Annotated in this window: 15 protein-coding genes and 1 pseudogene; 9 read left to right on the top strand and 7 right to left on the bottom strand. The window is 69.2% G+C overall.

Features of this window, described 5'->3' with window-relative positions; translation table 11 throughout:
- Nucleotides 1-7: 7 nt before the first annotated feature.
- From ABXJ52_RS04015 to ABXJ52_RS04025, 3 genes are read right to left on the bottom strand one after another with little or no spacing between them, the layout of a single operon-like run.
- On the bottom strand, nt 8-871 hold the full coding sequence (locus ABXJ52_RS04015; RefSeq protein ID WP_367039208.1) for a carbohydrate ABC transporter permease: 864 nt from the start codon (nt 869-871) through the stop codon (nt 8-10).
- A complete protein-coding gene (locus ABXJ52_RS04020) occupies nt 868-1,815 on the bottom strand; it encodes a sugar ABC transporter permease (protein ID WP_367039210.1) in 948 nt (315 codons plus the stop codon). Before ABXJ52_RS04020 ends, ABXJ52_RS04015 begins: the two co-directional genes overlap by 4 nt.
- Nucleotides 1,812-3,164, bottom strand: a complete 1,353-nt coding sequence (locus tag ABXJ52_RS04025; protein ID WP_367039212.1) for an extracellular solute-binding protein — start codon at nt 3,162-3,164, stop codon at nt 1,812-1,814. The genes ABXJ52_RS04020 and ABXJ52_RS04025 overlap by 4 nt, the downstream gene beginning before the upstream one ends.
- Nucleotides 3,165-3,451: 287 nt before the next feature.
- Between ABXJ52_RS04025 and ABXJ52_RS04030 the strand changes: the two genes are divergently transcribed.
- From ABXJ52_RS04030 to ABXJ52_RS04045, 4 genes are all read left to right on the top strand, one after another.
- The gene (locus ABXJ52_RS04030; RefSeq protein ID WP_367039214.1) at nt 3,452-5,935 is read left to right on the top strand and encodes an alpha-L-arabinofuranosidase C-terminal domain-containing protein; all 2,484 of its coding nucleotides are present in this window, start codon (nt 3,452-3,454) and stop codon (nt 5,933-5,935) included.
- A 127-nt stretch (nt 5,936-6,062) separates the two neighbouring features.
- Nucleotides 6,063-6,560, top strand: coding sequence for a peptidylprolyl isomerase (locus ABXJ52_RS04035; protein WP_367039216.1), 498 nt, complete (start codon nt 6,063-6,065; stop codon nt 6,558-6,560).
- A 395-nt stretch (nt 6,561-6,955) separates the two neighbouring features.
- On the top strand, nt 6,956-7,531 hold the full coding sequence (locus ABXJ52_RS04040; RefSeq protein WP_367048795.1) for a hypothetical protein: 576 nt from the start codon (nt 6,956-6,958) through the stop codon (nt 7,529-7,531).
- 67 nt (nt 7,532-7,598) lie between these two features.
- Nucleotides 7,599-8,798 carry a histidinol-phosphate transaminase gene (locus tag ABXJ52_RS04045; protein WP_367039218.1) on the top strand — a complete coding sequence of 400 codons (1,200 nt, stop codon included), beginning with the start codon at nt 7,599-7,601 and terminating at the stop codon, nt 8,796-8,798.
- A gap of 9 nt (nt 8,799-8,807) precedes the next feature.
- On the opposite strand, the gene ABXJ52_RS04050 is transcribed toward ABXJ52_RS04045, so the two are convergent.
- Both ABXJ52_RS04050 and ABXJ52_RS04055 read right to left on the bottom strand, forming a co-directional pair.
- On the bottom strand, nt 8,808-10,286 hold the full coding sequence (locus ABXJ52_RS04050; protein ID WP_367048796.1) for a glycosyl hydrolase 53 family protein: 1,479 nt from the start codon (nt 10,284-10,286) through the stop codon (nt 8,808-8,810).
- A gap of 141 nt (nt 10,287-10,427) precedes the next feature.
- Nucleotides 10,428-12,449, bottom strand: coding sequence for a beta-galactosidase (locus ABXJ52_RS04055; protein ID WP_367039220.1), 2,022 nt, complete (start codon nt 12,447-12,449; stop codon nt 10,428-10,430).
- A gap of 214 nt (nt 12,450-12,663) precedes the next feature.
- On the opposite strand from ABXJ52_RS04055, the gene ABXJ52_RS04060 reads away from it, so the two are divergent.
- The 5 genes and pseudogenes from ABXJ52_RS04060 (at nt 12,664) to ABXJ52_RS04080 (ending at nt 18,221) form a co-directional block, all read left to right on the top strand.
- Complete coding sequence (locus tag ABXJ52_RS04060; RefSeq protein ID WP_367039222.1) at nt 12,664-13,983, top strand: extracellular solute-binding protein; 1,320 nt, start codon at nt 12,664-12,666, stop codon at nt 13,981-13,983.
- A complete protein-coding gene (locus tag ABXJ52_RS04065) occupies nt 13,980-14,924 on the top strand; it encodes a sugar ABC transporter permease (protein WP_367039224.1) in 945 nt (314 codons plus the stop codon). Before ABXJ52_RS04060 ends, ABXJ52_RS04065 begins: the two co-directional genes overlap by 4 nt.
- A complete protein-coding gene (locus ABXJ52_RS04070; RefSeq protein WP_367039226.1) occupies nt 14,921-15,826 on the top strand; it encodes a carbohydrate ABC transporter permease in 906 nt (301 codons plus the stop codon). Before ABXJ52_RS04065 ends, ABXJ52_RS04070 begins: the two co-directional genes overlap by 4 nt.
- Entirely contained in the window at nt 15,823-16,854 is a 1,032-nt protein-coding gene (locus ABXJ52_RS04075) for a LacI family DNA-binding transcriptional regulator (RefSeq protein WP_367039228.1), read from the top strand. Before ABXJ52_RS04070 ends, ABXJ52_RS04075 begins: the two co-directional genes overlap by 4 nt.
- A 79-nt stretch (nt 16,855-16,933) precedes the next feature.
- Nucleotides 16,934-18,221 (top strand): annotated as a pseudogene (locus tag ABXJ52_RS04080) (FAD-binding protein).
- Here ABXJ52_RS04080 and ABXJ52_RS04085 read toward each other — a convergent pair.
- Together ABXJ52_RS04085 and ABXJ52_RS04090 are read right to left on the bottom strand one after the other, a co-directional pair.
- The gene (locus tag ABXJ52_RS04085) at nt 18,218-19,291 is read right to left on the bottom strand and encodes a glycoside hydrolase family 43 protein (protein WP_367039230.1); all 1,074 of its coding nucleotides are present in this window, start codon (nt 19,289-19,291) and stop codon (nt 18,218-18,220) included. The pseudogene ABXJ52_RS04080 and the gene ABXJ52_RS04085 sit on opposite strands and share 4 nt — an antisense overlap.
- A gap of 186 nt (nt 19,292-19,477) precedes the next feature.
- Nucleotides 19,478-20,398 (bottom strand): LysR family transcriptional regulator, encoded by a 921-nt coding sequence (locus ABXJ52_RS04090; protein ID WP_367039232.1) that lies wholly within the window; start codon nt 20,396-20,398, stop codon nt 19,478-19,480.
- Nucleotides 20,399-20,410: the final 12 nt, after the last annotated feature.

Consider the following 20,410-nt stretch of genomic DNA (forward strand, 5'->3'; position numbering starts at 1 on the left):
GCGGCGTTCACTGTCCGGCCAGGCCCGTGTGGGCCACGCCGCTGACGATCTGGCGCTGGAAGAAGACGAAGACGACGATCAGGGGCAGGCCCGCCATGAGACCGCCCGCCATGAGCTGCGCCCACTGGATTCCGTAGGAGTTCATGACGGTCGCGATGCCGTTCGGCATCGTCATCAGGTCAGGGTTGTTGGTCACCATGTACGGCCACAGGAAGTTGTTCCAGGACGCGATGAACGTGAAGATCCCGACGGCCGAGAGCGAGGGCCTGGACAGCGGAAGGACGATGGTGAAGAAGACCCGCCAGCGTCCGGCGCCGTCGATGTACGCGGCCTCCTCCAGCTCGTGCGGGATCGACTGGAAGAACTTGTAGAGGATGTAGACCATCGCGGCGGGCGCGCACTGCGGCAGGATCATGCCCCAGTAGGTGTCGACCATCCCCATGGACTGGACGGTCGTGAAGAGCGGGACGCCGAGCACGGCGGGCGACACCATCAGGCCCGCCATCACCAGGCCGAGCAGCACGTTCTTGCCCCGGAACTCGGTGCGTGCGAAGCCGTACCCGGCGAGCGCGCTGACGAACACCACGATGAAGGTGACGCAGACCGAGACGACGAGCGAGTTCACGAACCAGTTGGTGATGTTGCCGCTCTCGAAGAGCGCCTCCCAGGCCTGGCCCGTCCACTCCCTCGGCACCCAGTGGGTGGGCACCTCGACGGCCTCGGTCTCCGACTTCAGTGACGTGAACAGGGCCCACAGCAGGGGTGTCATCCACAGTGCGGAGACGGCGACGCCCACCGCGGTGAGCACGATCTGGCTCGGGGTCCACTTCTTCTTGCGTACGGCCGCCTTGCTCAGGGTGGTGGTGCTCATCGCACGCCCTCCTCACGCTTGCGCAGGAGCCACATCCGGCCGAGGGCGACGGCCGCGATGAGCACGAAGAAGATGATGGAGATCGCCGAGGCGTAGCCCACGCGGTAGGAGGTGAAGCCCTCTTCGAGGGTGTACTGGACGAACGTCCGGGTGCTTTCCTCGGGACCCGGCCCGAAGTCCTGCATCACCACGGCCTGGTCGAAGACCTGGAGCGAGGCGAGGATCTGCAGCGTGATCACGAGACCGGTGATGTTGCGCAGCATGGGCAGGGTGATGTGCACCATCCGCTGCCAGGCGCCCGCGCCGTCGAGCTCGGCGGCCTCGTACAGGTGCCGCGGGATGCTCTGCAGGGCGGCGAGGAAGAGCAGGAAGCTGAAGCCGACCGTCCACCACAGGGTGGTGATCACGACGGCGAGCAGGGCGGTGGACTTCTGGGTCAGCCAGGGCGTGTCGAGGCCGAAGACGTGGTTGATCATCCCGGTAGCCGGGTTGAACAGCCACTGCCACAGGTTTCCCGCGACCGTCGACGGCAGCAGGAAAGGGGCGAAGAAGCAGAGCCGCCAGAGCCACTTGGCGCGCTCGATGTGGTGAGCGAGCATCGCGAGGAGGAAGGCGAGGACGACGATGCAGGGCACCACGAGCAGGGTGAAGTACGCGCTGTGGCCGAGGGAGTCCCACAGGAGGGGGCTGGCGAGGGCCTCGCGGTAGTTGTCGAGGCCCACGAAGCGTGCGCCCGTGCCGGAGATGTTGGCGTCGGTGAAGCTCAGCCACAGGCCACGGCCGATCGGGAGCAGCACGAACAGCGCGAACAGCGCGAGGAAGGGGGCGACGAACCAGCCGCCGTGCTGGACGCGACGCGTCAGCCGGGCCCGCAGCGAATCGGCGTCCGCCGCCAGGGTGGACCGTACGGCGGCCGGGGCGACCGCCGTGTCGACGGCGCTCATGCGGCGCTCCCTCCCTCGGTGGCGGATCTGCCTTCCATCGGGTTCTTCATCGCGACCAGCTGTTCGAGTACGTCCTTCATGCGCCGCGCGGTGGCATCGGGCTTGGCGGAGCCGACGTTGGCGGAGGCGATGACGGGGCCGATGCGCTGGGCGAGCAGGCCGGTGGAGCCCGCGAACCAGGCCGAGGGTTCGACCGCCATGTGGTCCATCGCGGAGACGTACTCGGACTGCGGCTTGAGGGCCAGGTACTTCTTGTCGTCGAGCGTCGGCAGATGGGCGGGGATGTGGCCGCCGCGTGCCCATGCGGTGGCGTTCTTGACGACGTACGCGGCCAGTTGGTGCGCGCCCTCGTTGGTGGCGCCGCCGCGCCGCGACTGGTGGGGCAGGACGAAGCAGTGCGACTCGGTGTGGGTGGCGGGCCTGCCGAAGACGGGCGGCAGGGGGGTCGCGCCGTACTTCAGCTTCGCGCCACTGAAGACGGGCACCGACCAGTTGCCCTCCCAGGTGAAGGCGGAACCGTTCACGAAGGCCTCGGCGTCCGCGATGCCGATCGCGGTGGAGAAGCCGTCGGTCAGATGCCGGCGCAGGAACTCCAGGACCTGGGTGGCCTTGTCGGTTTCGAAGGTGACGTCCCGGCCGTCGGCGCTGAGGCAGGTGCCGCCGAGCTGGGTGTAGAAGGACAGGAAGAACCACCAGGAGAAGTTCGGCTCGTCGGCCTTGATGCCGATGGTGTGGACGTCGCCCTTGACGGCTTTCTTCGCGGCCTTGAGCGCCTTGAACCACTCCTCGGGCGAGGTCACATCGGCCAGATCGCCGTCGGCGTCGAGCAGTCCCGCCTTCTGGCAGATGTCCTTGCGGTAGAAGCAGAGCTGGGCGTGGATGTCGAGGGGAAGCCCGTAGAGCTTGCCGTCGATCAGGGCGCGCTTCCACAGCACCGGGTCGAAGTCCGCTTCGCGCACACCGTACTTGGCGAGCAGCCGCACGTCCCAGGGGTCGAGAAGCTGTCCGGGAGCGAAGCCGGGAATCCGGCCCAGGTGCATCACCGCGAGGTCCGGGGCGCGATTCCCCGAGGCGGCCATCGCGAGCTTGGTGTAGTACGGGTTGCCCCACTGGAGGGTCGAGTCCTTGACGTCGGCCCGGGGGTTCGCGGCGCGGAACGCGTCAAGCATCGCGATCATGTTGGCGCCGTCGCCGCCGGAGAACAGGTTCCAGTAGCGGACCCGTACGTCCGCGTCCGACGCGATCGCGGACGCGCTGCGATTCGCGGCGGCGAGTCCGAAGCTGCCCGCGACGGCGAGCGCTCCGATGGAGCCGAGCACACCTCGTCGGCTGGGGAGGGGTGGTGACATTGCGGCTCACTTCTGTTCGATATTTCGAATGCTGCTCGCAACTTCGAACGGGACCGTAAGGTCGAACGCGGGGCCAGTCAACGGTTCGGACAGGGTCGGCGGCGAAGTCCCGTGAATTACGCGCGAGTTGTTCGAGATCGCGAACCCCGGCAGTTCACCTCGGCCACTCCTGCGCGATGCGTTGACGCGCCGCTCCCCGCTATCTAAGTTGCCGTTCGACCCACGGATCAGCGTTCGAAATATCGCACATCTGTCGCGCAAGACTGTCGCACAAGACTGGGGTACGCATGGCACGCAGACGATGGAGGCTCGGGCTCACCCTGGGGGCCCTGCTCGCCGGAACGCTCGCCGCGGGACCCACCGCCGCGGCCGAGCCCACCGACTACACCATCGACGTCGACACGGCCCGCACCGGCGCGAAGATCGACGACTCGATGTACGGCGTCTTCTACGAGGACATCAACCGCGCGGCGGACGGCGGCCTCTACGCCGAACTCGTCCAGAACCGCTCCTTCGAGTACTCCACCGCGGACAACGCGGCCTACACGCCGCTGACTTCGTGGGACGCGTCGGGTGCCGTGAAGGTGGTGGACGACGACGGCCGCCTCAACGCCCGTAACCGCAACTACCTCTCCCTGGAGGGCGGTTCGGCCGTCAGCAACTCCGGCTACAACACCGGCATCGCGGTCACCAAGGGCAAGCGCTACGACTTCTCGGTGTGGGCCCGCACCGGCGGCGACCGGAAGGCACCGCTGACCCTCGGCCTGCGCGACGCTTCCGGCGACCTTGCCCCGGTCCGCCGCGTCACCGCGCGCGGCGGCTGGGCGAAGTACCAGGCCTCCTTCACCGCGGACCGCACCTCGGCAACCGGCCGGCTCACCGTGGCCTCGGGCGCCCCCGTCGCGCTCGACGAGATCTCCCTCTTCCCGCGCGACACCTACAAGGGGCGCGCGAACGGTCTGCGCAAGGACCTCGCCGAGAAGATCGCCGACCTGGACCCCGGCTTCCTGCGCTTCCCCGGCGGCTGCCTGGTCAACACCGGCTCCCACGAGGCGTACGACGAGACGTCCGGCTGGCAGCGCAAGCGCTCCTACCAGTGGAAGGACACCATCGGGCCGGTCGAGCAGCGCGCCACGAACGCAAACTTCTGGGACTACAACCAGAGTTACGGACTCGGGTACTACGAGTACTTCCAGTTCGCCGAGGACACCGGCGCCATGCCGCTGCCCGTCGTGCCCGCCCTGGTGACCGGCTGCGGCGAGAACAAGGCGACCGACGACCCGGCCCTCCTCAAGCGGCACATCCAGGACACCCTGGACCTGATCGAGTTCGCCAACGGCCCGGCGACGAGCGAGTGGGGCAAGAAGCGGGCGGCGATGGGCCACCCGAAGCCCTTCCGCCTCACCCACCTGGAGGTCGGCAACGAAGAGAACCTCCCCGAGGAGTTCTTCGCCCGCTTCAAGGAGTTCCGCGCGGCCATCGAGGCGAAGTACCCTGACATCACCGTCATCTCCAACTCCGGCCCCGACGACAGCGGTTCGGTCTTCGACAAGGCCTGGCAGCTGAACCGCGACGCGGGCGTGGCCATGGTCGACGAGCACTACTACAACAGCCCGCAGTGGTTCCTGGAGAACAACGACCGCTACGACTCCTACGACCGGCAGGGCCCGAAGGTCTTCCTCGGCGAGTACGCGTCGCAGGGCAACAAGTTCTCCAACGCCCTGTCCGAAGCGGCCTTCATGACCGGCCTTGAACGCAACGCCGACGTCGTCAAGCTCGCCTCGTACGCCCCGCTGCTCGCCAACGAGGACTACGTCCAGTGGAAGCCGAACATGATCTGGTACGACAACGACCAGTCATGGGGCTCGGCCAACTACGAGACGCAGAAGCTCTTCATGCGCAACGTCGGCGACGAGGTCGTGCCGTCCACGGCCTCCGGTACCCCGGCCACGTCCGGTCCCATCACCGGCGCCGTCGGCCTGTCCACGTGGGCGACCAGCGCCGCGTACGACGACGTGAAGGTCACCGGCGAGGACGGCTCGACGCTCCTGAGCGACGACTTCTCCGGTGGCGACGGCCAGTGGAGCAAGGCGGCGGACAAGGGCACGTGGGCCGTCCAGGACGGTGCGTACGTCCAGTCCGACGAAACCGCGGAGAACACCCTGGTCACGGCGGGCGACAAGAGCTGGCAGAACTACGACCTGAACGTGAAGGCCACCAAGAAGTCCGGCAAGGAGGGCTTCATGGTCGCCTTCGGGGTCAAGGACACCGGCAACCACTACTGGTGGAACCTGGGCGGCTGGAACAACACGCAGTCGGCCGTCGAGAAGAGCGTCGACGGCGCGAAGCAGACCATGGTCCAGGACACGACGACCATCGAGACGGACCGCAGCTACGACCTGCGCGTGGAGGTGCGCGGGCGTCAGGTGACCCTCTTCCTCGACGGCAAGAAGTGGGGATCCTTCACGGACGACAAGCCGACCGAGCCGTTCCGCCAGGTCGTCACCCGCGACAAGGCCACCGGTGACCTCATCGTCAAGGTCGTCAACGCGCAGGGCTCGGATGCCCGCACCAAGATCGCCCTCGGCGCGGCCACGAAGGTGGGCCCGAGCGCCAGGGTGACCACGCTCGCCGCCGACCCGGCCGCGGAGAACACGAAGGACGCAACGCCGGTGAAGCCGGTGACCTCGACGTTCAGGGGCGTGTCCGAGACGTTCTCGTACACCTTCCCGGCGAACTCGATCACCTTCATGAGGGTCAGAACCGACTGAAGAAGATCGTCCGGCGCGGCGCGTGCCCTGGGCACAAACGCCGTCATGCCTGGTCAAACGGGCTGAGGCGGACTCTTCGGGGGGTTCGGTTGGCGGGTGGGGACAGGGCAATGACAGGATGAGGACCATGACAATCAAGGCTTATTTCGACATCACCATCGACGGCAAGCCCGAAGGCCGCATCACGTTCAACCTCTTCGACGACGTCGTGCCGAAGACCGCGGAGAACTTCCGCGCGCTCGCCACCGGCGAGCAGGGCTTCGGCTACGCGGGCTCGAAGTTCCACCGCGTCATCCCGGACTTCATGCTCCAGGGTGGCGACTTCACCGCCGGCAACGGCACCGGCGGCAAGAGCATCTACGGCGCGAAGTTCCCCGACGAGAACTTCCAGCTCAAGCACACCAAGCCGGGCCTGCTCTCGATGGCCAACGCCGGCCCGAACTCGAACGGCTCGCAGTTCTTCATCACCACGGTCGTCACGAGCTGGCTCGACGGCAAGCACGTGGTCTTCGGTGAGGTCGCGGACGAGGACAGCATGGCCCTCGTCAAGAAGATCGAGAGCTTCGGCTCGCAGTCGGGCGCCACCAAGGCCGAGATCGCCATCTCCGCCTCGGGCACCCTCTAGCACCCTCTAGCACCCCTGGTACCCCTGGCACCTGGTGCATGAGCCCCCGCCCCACCGGGCGGGGGCTCACCCATGCCCGCCATGCCCGCCATGCCCCCACGCCCGCCATGCCCCCACGGATACGGTCGACCTCTCCCGCGCGCCGGGCGCCCCACGGTAGCGTCAGCGGCACCAGCTGATGTCCGAACGATGTTCTGGATATCGAACGCGCCCTGGCACCGAGGAATGGCACGCATGCCCGATCTCACGCCCCCGGACATACCCCCGAGTCCCCCTGACCCCCTAGGGCCGCCCGGCGCCCCCGGCCCGGACACCTCTCAGGGGCCGATCCGGCTTCGCGCCAACGCCCCCACCGTCCTGCGCCCAGCGGCCACCGCACGGATCATCGGCGGCTTCTGGGCCGGCCGGCGACGCACCAACGCCTCGGTGAGCATTCCGCAGGGGCCCGAGCACCTCCGGTCGAGACGGACTACCCGTGGAAGGGCCGCGTCACGGTCACCGTCGACGCGGCGCCGGCTGACCGCGACTGGACGTTCTCGTTGCGCATCCCCTCCTGGTGCACCGAGTTCACGGTGTCCGCGCCGGACGGGCAGGACCGCGCCGAGGCCGACGGGGGCTGGCTTCCCGACAAGCGGGTCGTCCTGGATCTCGCCCTCGACGTGCGGCTCACGGAGCCGGCCCCACGGGTGGACGCCGTGCGCGGCTGCCTGGCCATCGAACGCGGGCCCCTCGTGTACTGCCTGGAGAGCGTCGACCAGCGGCCCGGCCTGCGCCTGGACGAGGTGACGCTGACGCCCGCCGTCCGCACCGTCGCCGAACACCGCCCGGACCTCCTGGGTGGCGTCACGGTCGTCACGACCACCGGCCACCGACGCTCGGACGGGGCGCCGATTCCGCTGACGGCGGTGCCCTACCACGCATGGGCGAACCGGGAGGACGGCGCCATGCGGGTCTGGATCCCACGGAGCTGACGGATGAGCGCACCCTCACCCGCGCACGTATGTACGGAAGACACCACCCTCCCCCAGGAGCCCTTCCATGACAGACGCGGGCACCGTCACCGCTCTCTTCCGCGCGTCCACCGCGCACAGCCCCTCGTACTCCGCGCTCAACAGGGCGGCGGACGGCGGGCGTCCGCTCGTCGACTTCTGCGTCCCGTGCAATCCGTACTTCCCCACGCCCGAGATGTACGAGGAGCTCGGCGGGCGGCTGCGGGACATCCTCACGTACTACCCGAGCGACGCGGACACCATCACCGCCGAGCTCAGTGCGGTGCTCGGGCTCAATCCGCAGACCGTCGTGATGGGCAACGGCTCGACCGAACTCATCACCTGGATCGACCACTTGCTGGTGCGCGACGCGCTCGCGGTTCCCGTACCGACGTTCGGGCGGTGGACCGACCAGTCGATGGAGACCGGCAAGCGGGTCGACATGTACCTCCTTCCGGAGGCCGACGGCTTCGCGCTCGACCCGGCGGCCTTCGTCGACTTCGTGCGGGCCCGCGGCTCCCGCACGGCAGTCATCTGCAACCCCAACAACCCCGACGGAGGCATGCTGCCGCGCCGCTCCGTGCTCGCCCTGCTCGACGCGCTGCAAAACCTCGACCTGGTCGTCGTGGACGAGTCGTTCCTGGAGTTCGCCGACGCGGGACCGGAGTCGAGCGTCGCCGACCAGGCGGTCCTGCGGCCCAACGTCATCGTGCTGCGCAGCCTCGGCAAGAACTTCGGACTGCACGGCGTGCGCTTCGGCTATCTCGTCGCCAATCCGGGCCTCGCGGGCCGGGTGCGCGCCGCACTGCCGAAATGGAACCTCAACTCCTTCGCGGAGACCGTGGTGTTCATGCTGAGACAGCACCGCCACGCCTACGACCTGAGCCTGCGTCAGGTGCGCCGCGACCGCCAGGAGATGATCTGGCACCTCGGCCGGTTCCCCGGACTCACCAGCTATCCCTCGCAGGGGAACTTCGTGTACGTGCGGCTGCCCGAGGGCGTCGACGGAGCGGTCCTGCGGGACCGGCTGCTGGCGGAGCACGGCATCCTCGTCCGCGAGTGCGGCAACAAGATCGGCAGCTCCAGCCGCTTCCTGCGCCTGGTGGTCCGCCCGCCGGTCGACGTACAGCCCCTGATCAGTAGCCTGGAACAAACGCTGTACGCGACCGGCGGAACCAACCCTGGCCTCCTGCCGGTCCCCTACGCCTCGGGGAACCCCGCGGTGGACCGGCTGGTGATGCGGGCCTGAGCCCCCGACTCAACGGTGCGTGAACGCGCCCATCGCCTCGGTGGGCACTCCGTCGTAGTCGAAGAGTGCCTGGTTCTCCCAGGCGTTGCCCGTCGAGGGGTCCGTCGGATCCCAGCCGTTGCCCTTGACGGCGGTCCAGGTGGCGTCCCACCAGAAGACACCCAGGCCCCGGCCGGACGGAACCGCCTCCACGACGCTCTGGATGTCGCGGAACCATGCCGCCTGGCCCGCCTCGGTGGCGGGGTAGCCGCCGACGAGTTCGTCGGACCTGTCGATGACGTCCTCCCAGCCGTCGTCGCTGCCCAGGCGGAAGGGGTAGGCCGTCTCGGCGACGAAGAGCGGCCTGGCATAGCGCGCCGCGAGATCATCGAGGTTGGCCTGCAGGTCGGACAGGGCGCCGTGCCAGTAGCCGTAGAAGGAAAGGCCGATGACGTCGAACGGCACGTTGCGGGAGACCGCGTTGTCGAACCATCTGCGGTACAGGCTGTTGTCGCCGCCGTTGGCGAGGTGGAGAGCGACCCGCGTACTCGACGAGACGTCCTTGGCGGCCGTCGCGCCCGCCGTCAGCAGACCCGCCAGCTGCGCCCAGTCGGATGTCGAACCGGCCGGCCACAGCATGCCGCCGTTCAGCTCGTTGCCGATCTGCACCATGTCCGCGGTGGTGCCCTGCGCCTTGAGTGCGTTCAGGACGTCGTACGTGTGGTCGTACACGTCGGTCTTCAACTGGGCGTACGAGTGCCCCGACCAGGCCGAGGGGATCGTCTGGGCGCCCGGGTCGGTCCAGGTGTCGGAGTAGTGGAAGTCGACGAGGAGCTTCATGCCGTGTGCCTTGACGCGCTTGGCCACGGTGAGGACGCGACCCTTGTCGCAGTATCCGTCGGCGGGGTCGACCCACACCCGCAGGCGGGCGTAGTTCATCCCGGCGGACTTCAGTACGGCGAGGGCGTCAGCGGTGGCGCCCGAGCCGGTGCGGTACACGCCGCCGAAGTCCTCGTTCTTCTTGAGTGAGGAGACGTCAGCACCCTTGACAGAAAGGCCGGTTGTCCCAGGCGTGAGGGTGATGTCGTCGAAGTTGGCCCAGTTCCCCGCGTGCGCGTCGGAGTACAGGCGCACGGTGCACGCGCCGCCCGTCACCGTGACGGAGGTGACGATGCGCAGCCACTTTCCGTTCGGGGTGGGCGGCAGGTCGGTGCGCTGTTCCGTGGAGCCGCTCTTGAGAGCCAGGTACGCGGATCTCTGTCCGCCGCTGGAGCGGACCCAGGCAGTGAGCGTGTACGTGCCGTTGGTGAGACCGGTGAGGTACTGGTACGTCTCGACCTTGTACGCCGAGGCCGACCAGTGGGTCAGGCGCCGGCTCCCGGTGCGGCCGCCCGCCTCCGCGAAGGAGGCGGAGGAGGTGCCGTAGGTGCTCCAGCCGGTGGTGCCGCTCTCGAAGCCACCGTTGGTGAGGGTGGAAGCGGCGCTCGCCGGCCGTGCGGGCAGGGCCATGGCGGCGGCGCCTCCCAGTGCCGCGGCCAGGGCTGCTCTGCGGGTGGTGCCTGAGCTGAATGTTCCGTTTCCGTGCATCGTCGATGTCCCTTCGACTTCGCGGTACATGGGGTCGGGTGAAGTGATCAGATGGGCTTCGGGTCAGCCGTCGAGGCGGACGACCCGAACGGCGCCCGCGGGCACGCCCAGCCGTCCGGCGGCGCGCTCGCCGGTGAGGAGTTCGGTGCCGTGGGCGTCGAGCGGCACTTTGGCGTCGGTCTCGGTGTGGTTGATGGCGAAGACGTAGCTGCCGGTGTCGCCCCGCCGCGTCACCACCTCGACGTCACGCGGGAGTTCGGGCCCTTCGGTGACGCCCGCGTCGGCGCAGACGGTACCGAGCAGGGCGTGGAGATCGTGGGCGCTCAGGCGCGTGGAGAGGTACCAGGCCGTGCCTTCGCCGAGTTGGTTGCGGGTGACGGCGGGGTGCCCCGCGGCCAGGCCGTCCGCGTAGGTCCACACGGTGCCGGCGCCCCGCGGCACGACGAACTCCGTCCACACGTCCGCGGTCATTTCGGCACCGTCGGGCCCTGTGATGCGTGCCGTCTCTCCGTCGAGCAGCGGCGAGAACTCCTCGACGGTCAGACCGAGCACATCCCGCAGGGCACCAGGGCAGGGCCCGGGGTGCACGGCGTCGTGCTCGTCGACGATGCCGGAGAAGTAGGAGACGAGGAGGGTGCCGCCCCCGGCCACGTATTCCTTGAGGTTGAGCGCCGCGGCCTCCGTCGCCAGGTACAGCGCGGGGACGACGACCAGGGGGTACGCCGACAGGTCGGCCTCGGGGTGGGCGAAGTCGACGGTGAGGTGGCGGTCGTACAGGGCCTCGTAGAACGTGTCGGCTCGCTCCCGGGCGTCGTGGTCCTCGCTGGGGTGCCACTGCAGGGACTGCGCCCACCAGGAGTGCCAGTCCCACAGCATCACCACGTCCGAGACCGTTCGGGTGCCTTTCACGGGCGCCAACTCGGCGATCGACGCGCCCAGTTCGACGACCTCGCGCCAGACCCGGGAGTCCGTTCCGGCATGCGGCAGCATCGCCGAGTGGAACTTCTCCGCGCCGCGCCGCGACTGCCGCCACTGGAAGAACAGCGCGCCCTCGGAGCCGCGCGCGACGTGGGCCAGGGAGTTGCGGGCCATCTGCCCCGGGGCCTTCGCGGGGTTGCGGGGCTGCCAGTTGACGCCGGACGTGGAGTGCTCCAGGAGCAGCCAGGGGGCGCCGCCCGCCACGGAGCGGGTGAGGTCGGCGGCCATGGCGAGGTTGACGTGGGTGCGGCGGCCGTCGGTGATCAGGTAATGGTCGTTGGTGACGAGGTCGACCTCACGGCCCCAGGCCCAGTAGTCCAGGGAGTCGCACTGGCTGAGGGCGGTCATGAAGTTGGTGGTGACGGGCGCGCCGGGGGCCAGGCGGTGCAGGATGTCGCGTTCGCGGACGAAGTTCTCGCGCAGGGTCGCGTCGGCGAACCGGCGGTAGTCCAGGGCCTGCGCGGGATTGCCGACCGTGGGCGTGGCACGCGGCGGCTCGATCTCCTCGAAGGAGCCGTAGCGCTGCCCCCAGAAGGCCGTGCCCCAGGCCTCGTTGACCGCCTCCACGGTCCCGTACGTCGTCCGCAGCCAACTCCGGAAGTGGGCGGCGCAGGAGGCGCAGTAGCAGGCGGAGACCGGGACCCCGTACTCGTTGTGGACGTGCCACATCGCGAGCGCGGGGTGCTCGGCGTACCGGCGTGCGAGTTGCTCGGTGATGGCGGAGGACGCCTCGCGGTATGCGGAGTTGCTGTGGCAGATGGCGCCGCGTGAGCCGAACTCGTGGCGCATGCCCTCGGCGGTGACGGGCAGGGCGTCGGGGTGTGCGCGGTAGAACCAGGCGGGGGGCGCGACCGTCGGGGTGCCGAGGTCGGCGCGGATGCCGTTCTCGTGCAGGAGGTCGAGGACCCGGTCGAGCCAGCCGAACTCGTAGGCGCCGGGGGACGGTTCGAGCAGGGCCCAGGAGAAGATCCCGACGCTCACCATCGCGACGCCGGCCTCGCGCATCAGCGCCATGTCCTCGGGCCAGACGCATTCCGGCCACTGCTCGGGGTTGTAATCCCCACCGAAGGCGAGCCCGGTCAGGCCCGTGGGGGTGTTCTCCGGCATGGATCTCTCCCGAGTCGTCGATCGGTTGGAAGCATCAGTTGGCCACAACAATTGGGAACGTGCACACACACTTTGGCGGCTGTGAGTTCAACATAACCGCACAGCAACAACCATTGACAAGGGTCCTGGATGTTTCTCTACTGTGAACGCTCACAGATGCGTGGCAGGCCGCTCGACGCAGTCGGCACAGCCACCCGGTAAGGGGAGACCATCCATGCCGTTCATGAAGCACCGCCGCTTCCACGCCACTTCGCTCGCCCTCGCCCTCGGCGCCGCCACCCTCACCGCGTGCGGTTCGTCGGACGACGGGGGCCAGGAGGAGTCCGGCCCCGCCTCCCTGACGTACTGGGCCTGGACGCCCGGCATGGACAAGGTCGTCGACCTGTGGAACGCGGGCCCCGGCAAGAAGGAACAGATCAAGGTAACGGTCAAGAAGCAGGCGTCCGGCGACACCCTCGTCACCAAGATCCTCACCGCCCACAAGGCCAAGAAGGCCCCGGACCTGGTCCAGGCCGAGTTCCAGGCCCTGCCGACCCTGGTCAGCAACGGCGCCCTCGCCGACATATCCGGTGAAGTGGACGACGTGAAGGGCGAGTTCCCCGACGGCCTCTGGCAACAGACGACGCTCGGTTCGGACGCGGTGTACGCGGTGCCGCAGGACTCGGGGCCGATGATGTTCTACTACCGCGCCGACCTCTTCAAGAAGTACGACCTCAAGGTGCCCACCACCTGGGACGAGTTCGCCGAGACCGCCCGCGCGCTGAAGAAGAAGGCCCCGGACAAGGATCTCACCACGTTCTCCGCGAACGACTCAGGGCTCTTCGCGGGCCTCGCCCAGCAGGCGGGCGCCAAGTGGTGGACCACCAAGGGCGAGAAGTGGGAGGTCGGCATCGACGACGGTGCCACGCGCAAGGTCGCCGACTTCTGGGGCGGCCTCGTCAAGGAGGGCGCCATCGACAACCAGCCGATGTACACCCCCGCCTGGAACAAGGCCCTCAACACCGGCAAGCAGATCGCCTGGGTCAGCGCGGTCTGGGCGCCCGGCACCCTCACCACCGCCGCCCCCGACACCAAGGGCAAGTGGGCCATGGCCCCCCTTCCCCAGTGGACCAAGGGCGAGAAGGCCACGGGCAGTTGGGGCGGCTCCTCGACCGCCGTCACCACCGACAGCGACCACAAGACGGCCGCCGCCAAGTTCGCCGCCTGGCTCAACACCGACCCGAAGGCACTGGACGCGCTCGCGAAGGAAGGCGGCATCTACCCCGCCGCCACCGCGGCCCAGACCAGCGGCGCCTTCGCCGAGCCTCCGGCCTTCTTCGCCGACCAGAAGGACTTCTATCCGCAGGCCGCCGAGATCGCGAAGACCGCGGCCCCCGGCGCCTGGGGCCCGAACGTGAACGTCGCCTACACCACCTTCAAGGACGCCTTCGGCTCGGCCGCCAAGAACAAGTCCGACTTCGGCGACGCCCTGGGCACCATGCAGGACGCCACCGTCGCCGACCTGAAGAAGCAGGGCTTCGGAGTCGCGCCGTGACCACCCCCGCACCACCCGCAAGCCCCCGCCGCCGGTTCGCGTACGGGCTCAAGAGCGCCCCGTACGCCTTCCTGCTCCCCGCCACCCTGCTCTTCGCGCTCTTCTTCGCGCTGCCCATCGGCTACGCGCTCTGGCTCAGCCTCCACAAGGTCGAGGTGAAAGGCCTCGGCCTGGGCAAGGACGCCCGGCGCGAGGTCTGGGCCGGAATCGGCAACTACACCGACGCGCTCACCGACCCCGAACTCCTGCACGGCACGCTGCGCGTCCTCGGCTACGGCGCCATCGTCATCCCGGTGATGCTCGGCCTCGCCCTGCTCTTCGCGCTGCTCCTGGACACCGAGCGGGTGCGCCTCACGCCTTTCACGCGCCTCGCGATCTTCCTGCCGTACGCCGTGCCGGGGGTCATCGCCGCGCTCCTGTGGGGGTTCCTCTACCTCCAGGACGTCAGCCCCTTCTTCCACGTCCTCGACAAGCTCGGCATGCCACAGCCCGACCTGCTCGACGGCGGCCCCCTCTACCTCGCGCTCTCCAACATCGCGGTCTGGGGCGGCACCGGCTTCAACATGATCGTCATCTACACCTCACTGCGGTCCATCCCGGCCGAGGTGCACGAGGCGGCGAAGCTGGACGGTTGCTCCCAGCTGCAGATCGCGCTGCGGATCAAGATCCCGATGGTGGCGCCCTCACTGGTGCTCACCTTCTTCTTCTCGATCATCGCGACGCTCCAGGTGTTCAGCGAGCCGACCACCCTCAAACCCCTCACCAACTCCGTCTCCACCACCTGGAGTCCGCTGATGAAGGTGTACCAGGACGCCTTCGGCAAGGGCGACATCAACTCCGCGGCGGCCACCGCCGTGATCATCGCGGTCGCCACGCTCGTCCTGTCCTTCGGGTTCCTGCGCGCCGCGAACTCCCGCACGAAGAAGGAGGCGGCCCGATGAGCGTGCTCACCGTCCGCAAGGCCGCGCCCGCCGCGGGCACCACCCCCGGCACCGCCCAGGGCCCGCCCGCGCCCCGGAGGATCGCCGTCCTCCCGACCGCCGTACTGCTGCTCGGCGCCCTGTACTGCCTGCTGCCCGTGCTCTGGGTGGTGATCGCCTCCACCAAGTCCGGCCGCGAGCTGTTCTCCACGTTCACGTTCTGGCCCGGCAGCGGGTTCGCCGACAACATCAGCGACCTGTCCGGCTACCGCGACGGCGTCTACTGGCGCTGGATGGGCAACTCCGCGCTCTACGCGGGCCTGGGCGCGCTCCTGTCCACGGCCGTCTCAGCGATCAGCGGCTACGCCCTCGCGATCTACCGGTTCCGAGGACGCGAGACCGTCTTCAACGTCCTCATGGCGGGCGTCCTGATGCCCCCGGTCATCCTGGCCGTCCCGCAGTACCTCCTGCTCGCGAAGGCCGACCTCACCGATTCGTACGCCTCGGTCCTGCTGCCGCTGATCCTCTCCCCCTACGGCGTGTACCTCGCCCGGATCTACGCCGCTTCGGCCGTCCCCGGCGACGTCGTGGAAGCGGGACGGATGGACGGTGCGAGCGAGTGGCGGATCTTCACCCGGATCGCGCTGCCGATGATGGTGCCCGGCCTGGTGACCGTGTTCCTCTTCCAGTTCGTGGCCGTGTGGAACAACTTCCTGCTCCCCTACATCATGCTCAGCGACGACGAGAAGTTCCCCATCACGCTGGGCCTGTTCACGCTCCTGGAGCAGGGCTCCAACACCCCCGCGCTCTACACCCTCGTGATCACCGGCGCACTGCTCGCCGTCGTACCGCTCATCGCCCTGTTCCTGGTCATCCAGCGCTTCTGGAGCCTGGACCTGCTGTCCGGAGCCGTAAAGTCGTGACCATGAACGCAACGGGGGGCAGGCGCAGGCCGCCGACGATCCATGACGTGGCCCGCGAGGCCGGTGTCTCGCGTGGCACGGTGTCCCGCGTCCTCAACGGCGGGCACTACGTGAGCCCTTCCTCCCAGGAGGCCGTGAACGCGGCCATCCGCAAGACCGGTTACGTCGTCAACCGGCATGCCCGCTCGCTGATAACCGGCCGCTCCGACTCGGTGGGCTTCCTCCTGACCGAACCGCAGGAGCGCTTCTTCGAGGACCCCAACTTCAATGTCCTGCTGAGGGGTTGCACGCAGGCGCTCGCCGCGCACGACATCCCGCTGCTCCTGATGCTGGCCGGCACCCCGGACGAGCGGCGCCGCATCATGCGCTACATCACCGCGGGCCACGTCGACGGGGTCCTCCTGGTCTCCAGCCACTCCGGTGACTCCGTCACGGACGAGCTGCGGGAGGCCGGGGTTCCGCTGGTGGCGTGCGGGAAGCCGATCGGCCAGGCATCGAAGGTGAGCTATGTCGCCGCGGACGACCGGGACGGCGCCCGTGACATGGTGCGCCACCTCCTCTCCCTCGGCCGGCGCCGTGTCGGTACGGTGACCGGGCCGCTGGACACCCCTGGCGGTGTGGACCGCCTCGCGGGATACCGGGAGATCCTCGCCGAGGAGGGCATCGAGGCCGACGAGCGGCTCATCGCGTCCGGTGACTACAGCCGGGCGGGCGGAGAGGCCGCGGCGGCCCAGCTCCTGGATCGGGCCCCGGACCTGGATGCCGTGTTCGTCGCATCGGACCTCATGGCGCAGGGCGTACTCACCACCCTCCACCGCGCGGGCCGCCGCGTCCCGGAGGACGTCGCGGTCGGCGGGTTCGACGACTCGCCCGCAGCCCTGACCGCCCGCCCCGCGCTGACGACGGTCCGCCAGCCGTGGGACCGCATCAGCGCCGAGATGGTGCGGGTGCTGCTCGCCCGGATCAGCGGCGAGGATCCGGCCGCGGTCATCCTGCCGACGGAGCTCGTGATCCGCGGCTCGGCCTGACGCATCCCAGGCACGCTGACGTACAAGCACGAGGCCGCGGACTGCTTCCTCTCCGCGGCCGTGAGGGAGGGACCCGAACATGACCGACGGCTTGGCGACCGGGCGGGACCGCGCCGTGACCAACTGGGCCGGGAACATCACCTTCTCGGCGCGCGAACTGCACCGGCCCGCGTCGCCGTCCGCCCTGCGGGCGCTCGTCGCGGGCAGTCGGCAGGTGCGGGTGCTCGGCAGCGGCCACTCGTTCAACCGGATCGCCGACGTGGACGGTGACGCCGCGGGTGCGGCCCTTCTCTCCCTCTCCGCTCTTGAGCCGTCCATCGAGGTGGACACCTCGGCGTGCTCCGTGCGCGTGTCCGGCGGTGTGCGGTACGCCGAACTCGCCCGGTACGTGGCCTCGTTCGGTCTCGCGCTGCCGAACATGGCCTCACTGCCGCACATCTCCGTGGCCGGTTCGGTCGCAACGGGGACGCACGGCTCCGGTAACGGCAATCAGTCGCTGGCGGAGATCGTGCGGGCGGTGGAGCTGGTCACCGCCGATGGGGAGACCGTCGTACTGAACCGCGGCAACGAAGGGTTCGACGGCTCCGTCGTCTCTCTCGGCGCGCTCGGCGTGGTCCTCTCGCTCACTCTCGACCTGGAGCCGGATTTCCGGGTGAGCCAGCATGTGTTCGGCGAACTCCCCCTGGAGCGGCTCGACTTCGATGCGGTGACGTCGGCGGCGTACAGCGTGAGTCTCTTCACCGACTGGCACGGACCGCGCTTCGACCAGGTGTGGCTCAAGCAGCGCGGTGAGGCGCCCGTGGACTTTCCCTGGGCGGCGCCCGCGACCGCCCCGCGGCATCCGGTGCCGGGTATGCCCGCCGTCAACTGCACACAGCAGCTGGGCCTTCCGGGGCCGTGGCATGAGCGGCTGCCCCACTTCCGGGCCGAGTTCACGCCGAGCAGTGGTGCCGAGCTCCAGTCGGAGTATCTGCTGCCGCGCGAGCACGCCCTGGCGGCTCTGCACGCCCTGGATTCCCTCAGGGGTGAGGTGGCGCCCGTCCTTCAGGTGTGCGAGGTCCGCACGGTCGCCGCCGACACCCAGTGGCTCAGCCCCGCGTACGGCCGCGACACCGTGGCATTCCACTTCACCTGGGTGCCTGACGCGTCGGCCGTGCTCCCGGTGGTCGCACGCGTCGAGGAGAGTCTGGCCCCGTTCTCGCCCCGGCCGCACTGGGGCAAGGTGTTCGCCGTTCGCCGCCGACCCCGCCGAGCTGGGCGCCCGCTATCCGCACGCGGCCGATTTCGCCGCGCTCGCCGCACGCCTCGACCCGGCGGGGAAGTTCCGCAACGCCTTCGTGCGGCGTTTCCTCGGGCCGCTGCTCTAGGACGCGGCGTCGGCGACCGGGATGCCGAAGTCCGGTGTGCCGTCCGGCTTCCAGCCGATCTTCTGGACGCGGGTGTGTCGGTTGGGGTCGTGCAGGGGGTCGCCGACGATGTCCTTGTACTGGCGGGCGTGGTAGACGAGGACGTCGGTGCGGCCGTCCTCGGCCACGGTGAAGCAGTTGTGGCCGGGACCGTACTGCTTGGTCGTGTCGTTGCTGGTGAAGACGGGGGTGGGTGACTTGGTCCAGGACGCGGGGTCCATGAGGTCGCTGCGGGCGCCGGCGGTGAGCAGGCCCACGCAGTAGTTGGCGTCGGTCGCGGACGCCGAGTACGTGAGGAAGACGCGGCCGTTGCGCTGGATGACGCTGGGCCCTTCGTTCACCTTGAAGCCGACGCACTCCCAGGCGTACTCGGGTGTGGTCAGGCGTATCTGAGGGTTCGTCAGGGTCCATGGGCCGGCCATGCGGGAGAGGAAGACGCCGGTGTTGTTGTCCATGCCGGGCTCGTACTGCGCCCAGGCGAGATAGCGGCTGCCGCGGTGCGTGAAGGTGGTGGCGTCGAGGGAGAAGGTGTCCCACGCCGTGGTGAGCCGGCCCCTCTCCGTCCAGGTCCCTTTGAAGGGGTTGGCGTTGGCGTTCTCCAGGACCCAGATGCGGATCTTCCACACGTCGTCGGCGGGGGCCGCGGCGAAGTAGATGTACCACTTGCCGTTGATGTGGTGCAGTTCCGGCGCCCAGATGTGGGAGGCCATGTCGCCGCTGGTGTGCCGCCGCCAGATGACGGACTCGCCCGCCCGCGTCAGGCCCCGCAGGGTGCGGGAGCGGCGCAGGATGATGCGGTCGTACTCGGGGGACGTGGCCGTGAAGTAGTAGTGACCGTCGGCGTGGCGCTGGATGTGCGGGTCGGCGCGCTGCTCGACGAGCGGGTTGCGGTAGGCCGGTGCCCGCGAGGCCGGGGCCCCGGTTGCCGCGTGAGCGGGCGCCTGGGTGAGGGTGGGTGCGGCGGCGAGAGCCCCTGCGGCCAGCGTCCCCCTCAACACGGTTCTGCGACTGGGTACTTCACTGTGGCTCATGCGGCTCCCCTAGCGCCGACGTTCGTAATTTCGAACGCTATCTGATACTCCGAACGCCGAAACGGTAAAGGGGTGTTGGGGCTAGGTCAACGGTTGTGGCGAGATGCGACGAGATGGGTCCGCGGGCGTCTGCGCGGGTGTCTGGGCGGGTGTCCGCGGGCGTCTGCGCGGCCTGCTCGCGGGCCCCTACTCCACCCTCCCCAGCGCCTCCCCGCACGCCTTGATGTACGCGCTCACCAGCGGGCGGCTGTCCTCGCCCGCCCGCCAGGCCAGGGCGAACCGGCTGGGCGTGATGCCGCGGACCGGGCGTGTGACGACACCGCCGAGCGTGATCAGCGGGGCGCCCGCGGCGACCAGGCAGATACCTCTGTCGTCCGCCAGCGCCTCGTACGTCTCGTCGGTGCTCGCTATCTCCGCGCCGATGCGGGGCGGGCGGCCCGCGCGGGCGTCCAGGGCGAGCCAGTAGTCCCGCAGCGCACCCGCGCTCTCGGGCAGCGCGAGGAAGGGTTCGTCGACGAGGTCGGTGAAGTCGACCTCGTCCTGGTCCGCGAGGCGGTGGGTCACGGGAAGGGCGACATGGCGCGGCTCCTCGGCGACCACCACCCAGTCGTAGCGCTCCAGGTCGGGAAGCGGCAGCCAGATGAAGGCCACGTCCGCCGATCCGTCAGCGAGGCCCGCGCTCGCGTCCTCCCAACTCACCTGGCGCAGCCTGATCTTCGCCTCCGGGAGAGAGTCGCCGAAGCGGGAGCGTATCGCCGGGAGGAGACCACCGCGCGCCGGACGCGTGCTCATGCCCACGGAGAGCGTCGCCCGCTCCCCGGCCTTCGCGCGCTCCACCGCCGCGCTCGCCGACTGCCAGTGTTCGAGCACCCGTTGGGCCTGCGGCAGGAGCGCGGCGCCCACGGAGGTGAGGCGCACGCCGCGGTTGCCGCGCACGAACAGCTCGGCGCCCAGCTGCCGTTCCAGCGCCCGTATCTGCTTGCTCAGCGCGGGCTGCGAGACGAAGAGCCGCTCGGCGGCGCGCGTGAAGTGCAGATCCTGTGCCACCGCGACGAAGTAGCGGAGATCCCTGCTGTGCACGTCCCTGCCGTGAAGGTCCATAACCATCAGCTATCACGT

Source organism: Streptomyces sp. Je 1-332 (genome assembly GCF_040730185.1).
GTDB lineage: Bacteria > Actinomycetota > Actinomycetes > Streptomycetales > Streptomycetaceae > Streptomyces.

Excerpts from the sequence above, each read along its gene's own strand:
- ABXJ52_RS04015 (WP_367039208.1), bottom strand. The coding sequence starts at position 871 with ATGAGCACCACCACCCTGAGCAAGGCGGCCGTACGCAAGAAGAAGTGG.
- ABXJ52_RS04020 (WP_367039210.1), bottom strand. The coding sequence starts at position 1,815 with ATGAGCGCCGTCGACACGGCGGTCGCCCCGGCCGCCGTACGGTCCACC.
- ABXJ52_RS04025 (WP_367039212.1), bottom strand. The coding sequence starts at position 3,164 with ATGTCACCACCCCTCCCCAGCCGACGAGGTGTGCTCGGCTCCATCGGA.
- ABXJ52_RS04030 (WP_367039214.1), top strand. The coding sequence starts at position 3,452 with ATGGCACGCAGACGATGGAGGCTCGGGCTCACCCTGGGGGCCCTGCTC.
- ABXJ52_RS04035 (WP_367039216.1), top strand. The coding sequence starts at position 6,063 with ATGACAATCAAGGCTTATTTCGACATCACCATCGACGGCAAGCCCGAA.
- ABXJ52_RS04045 (WP_367039218.1), top strand. The coding sequence starts at position 7,599 with ATGACAGACGCGGGCACCGTCACCGCTCTCTTCCGCGCGTCCACCGCG.
- ABXJ52_RS04050 (WP_367048796.1), bottom strand. The coding sequence starts at position 10,286 with ATGGCCCTGCCCGCACGGCCGGCGAGCGCCGCTTCCACCCTCACCAAC.
- ABXJ52_RS04055 (WP_367039220.1), bottom strand. The coding sequence starts at position 12,449 with ATGCCGGAGAACACCCCCACGGGCCTGACCGGGCTCGCCTTCGGTGGG.
- ABXJ52_RS04060 (WP_367039222.1), top strand. The coding sequence starts at position 12,664 with ATGCCGTTCATGAAGCACCGCCGCTTCCACGCCACTTCGCTCGCCCTC.
- ABXJ52_RS04070 (WP_367039226.1), top strand. The coding sequence starts at position 14,921 with ATGAGCGTGCTCACCGTCCGCAAGGCCGCGCCCGCCGCGGGCACCACC.
- ABXJ52_RS04085 (WP_367039230.1), bottom strand. The coding sequence starts at position 19,291 with ATGAGCCACAGTGAAGTACCCAGTCGCAGAACCGTGTTGAGGGGGACG.
- ABXJ52_RS04090 (WP_367039232.1), bottom strand. The coding sequence starts at position 20,398 with ATGGTTATGGACCTTCACGGCAGGGACGTGCACAGCAGGGATCTCCGC.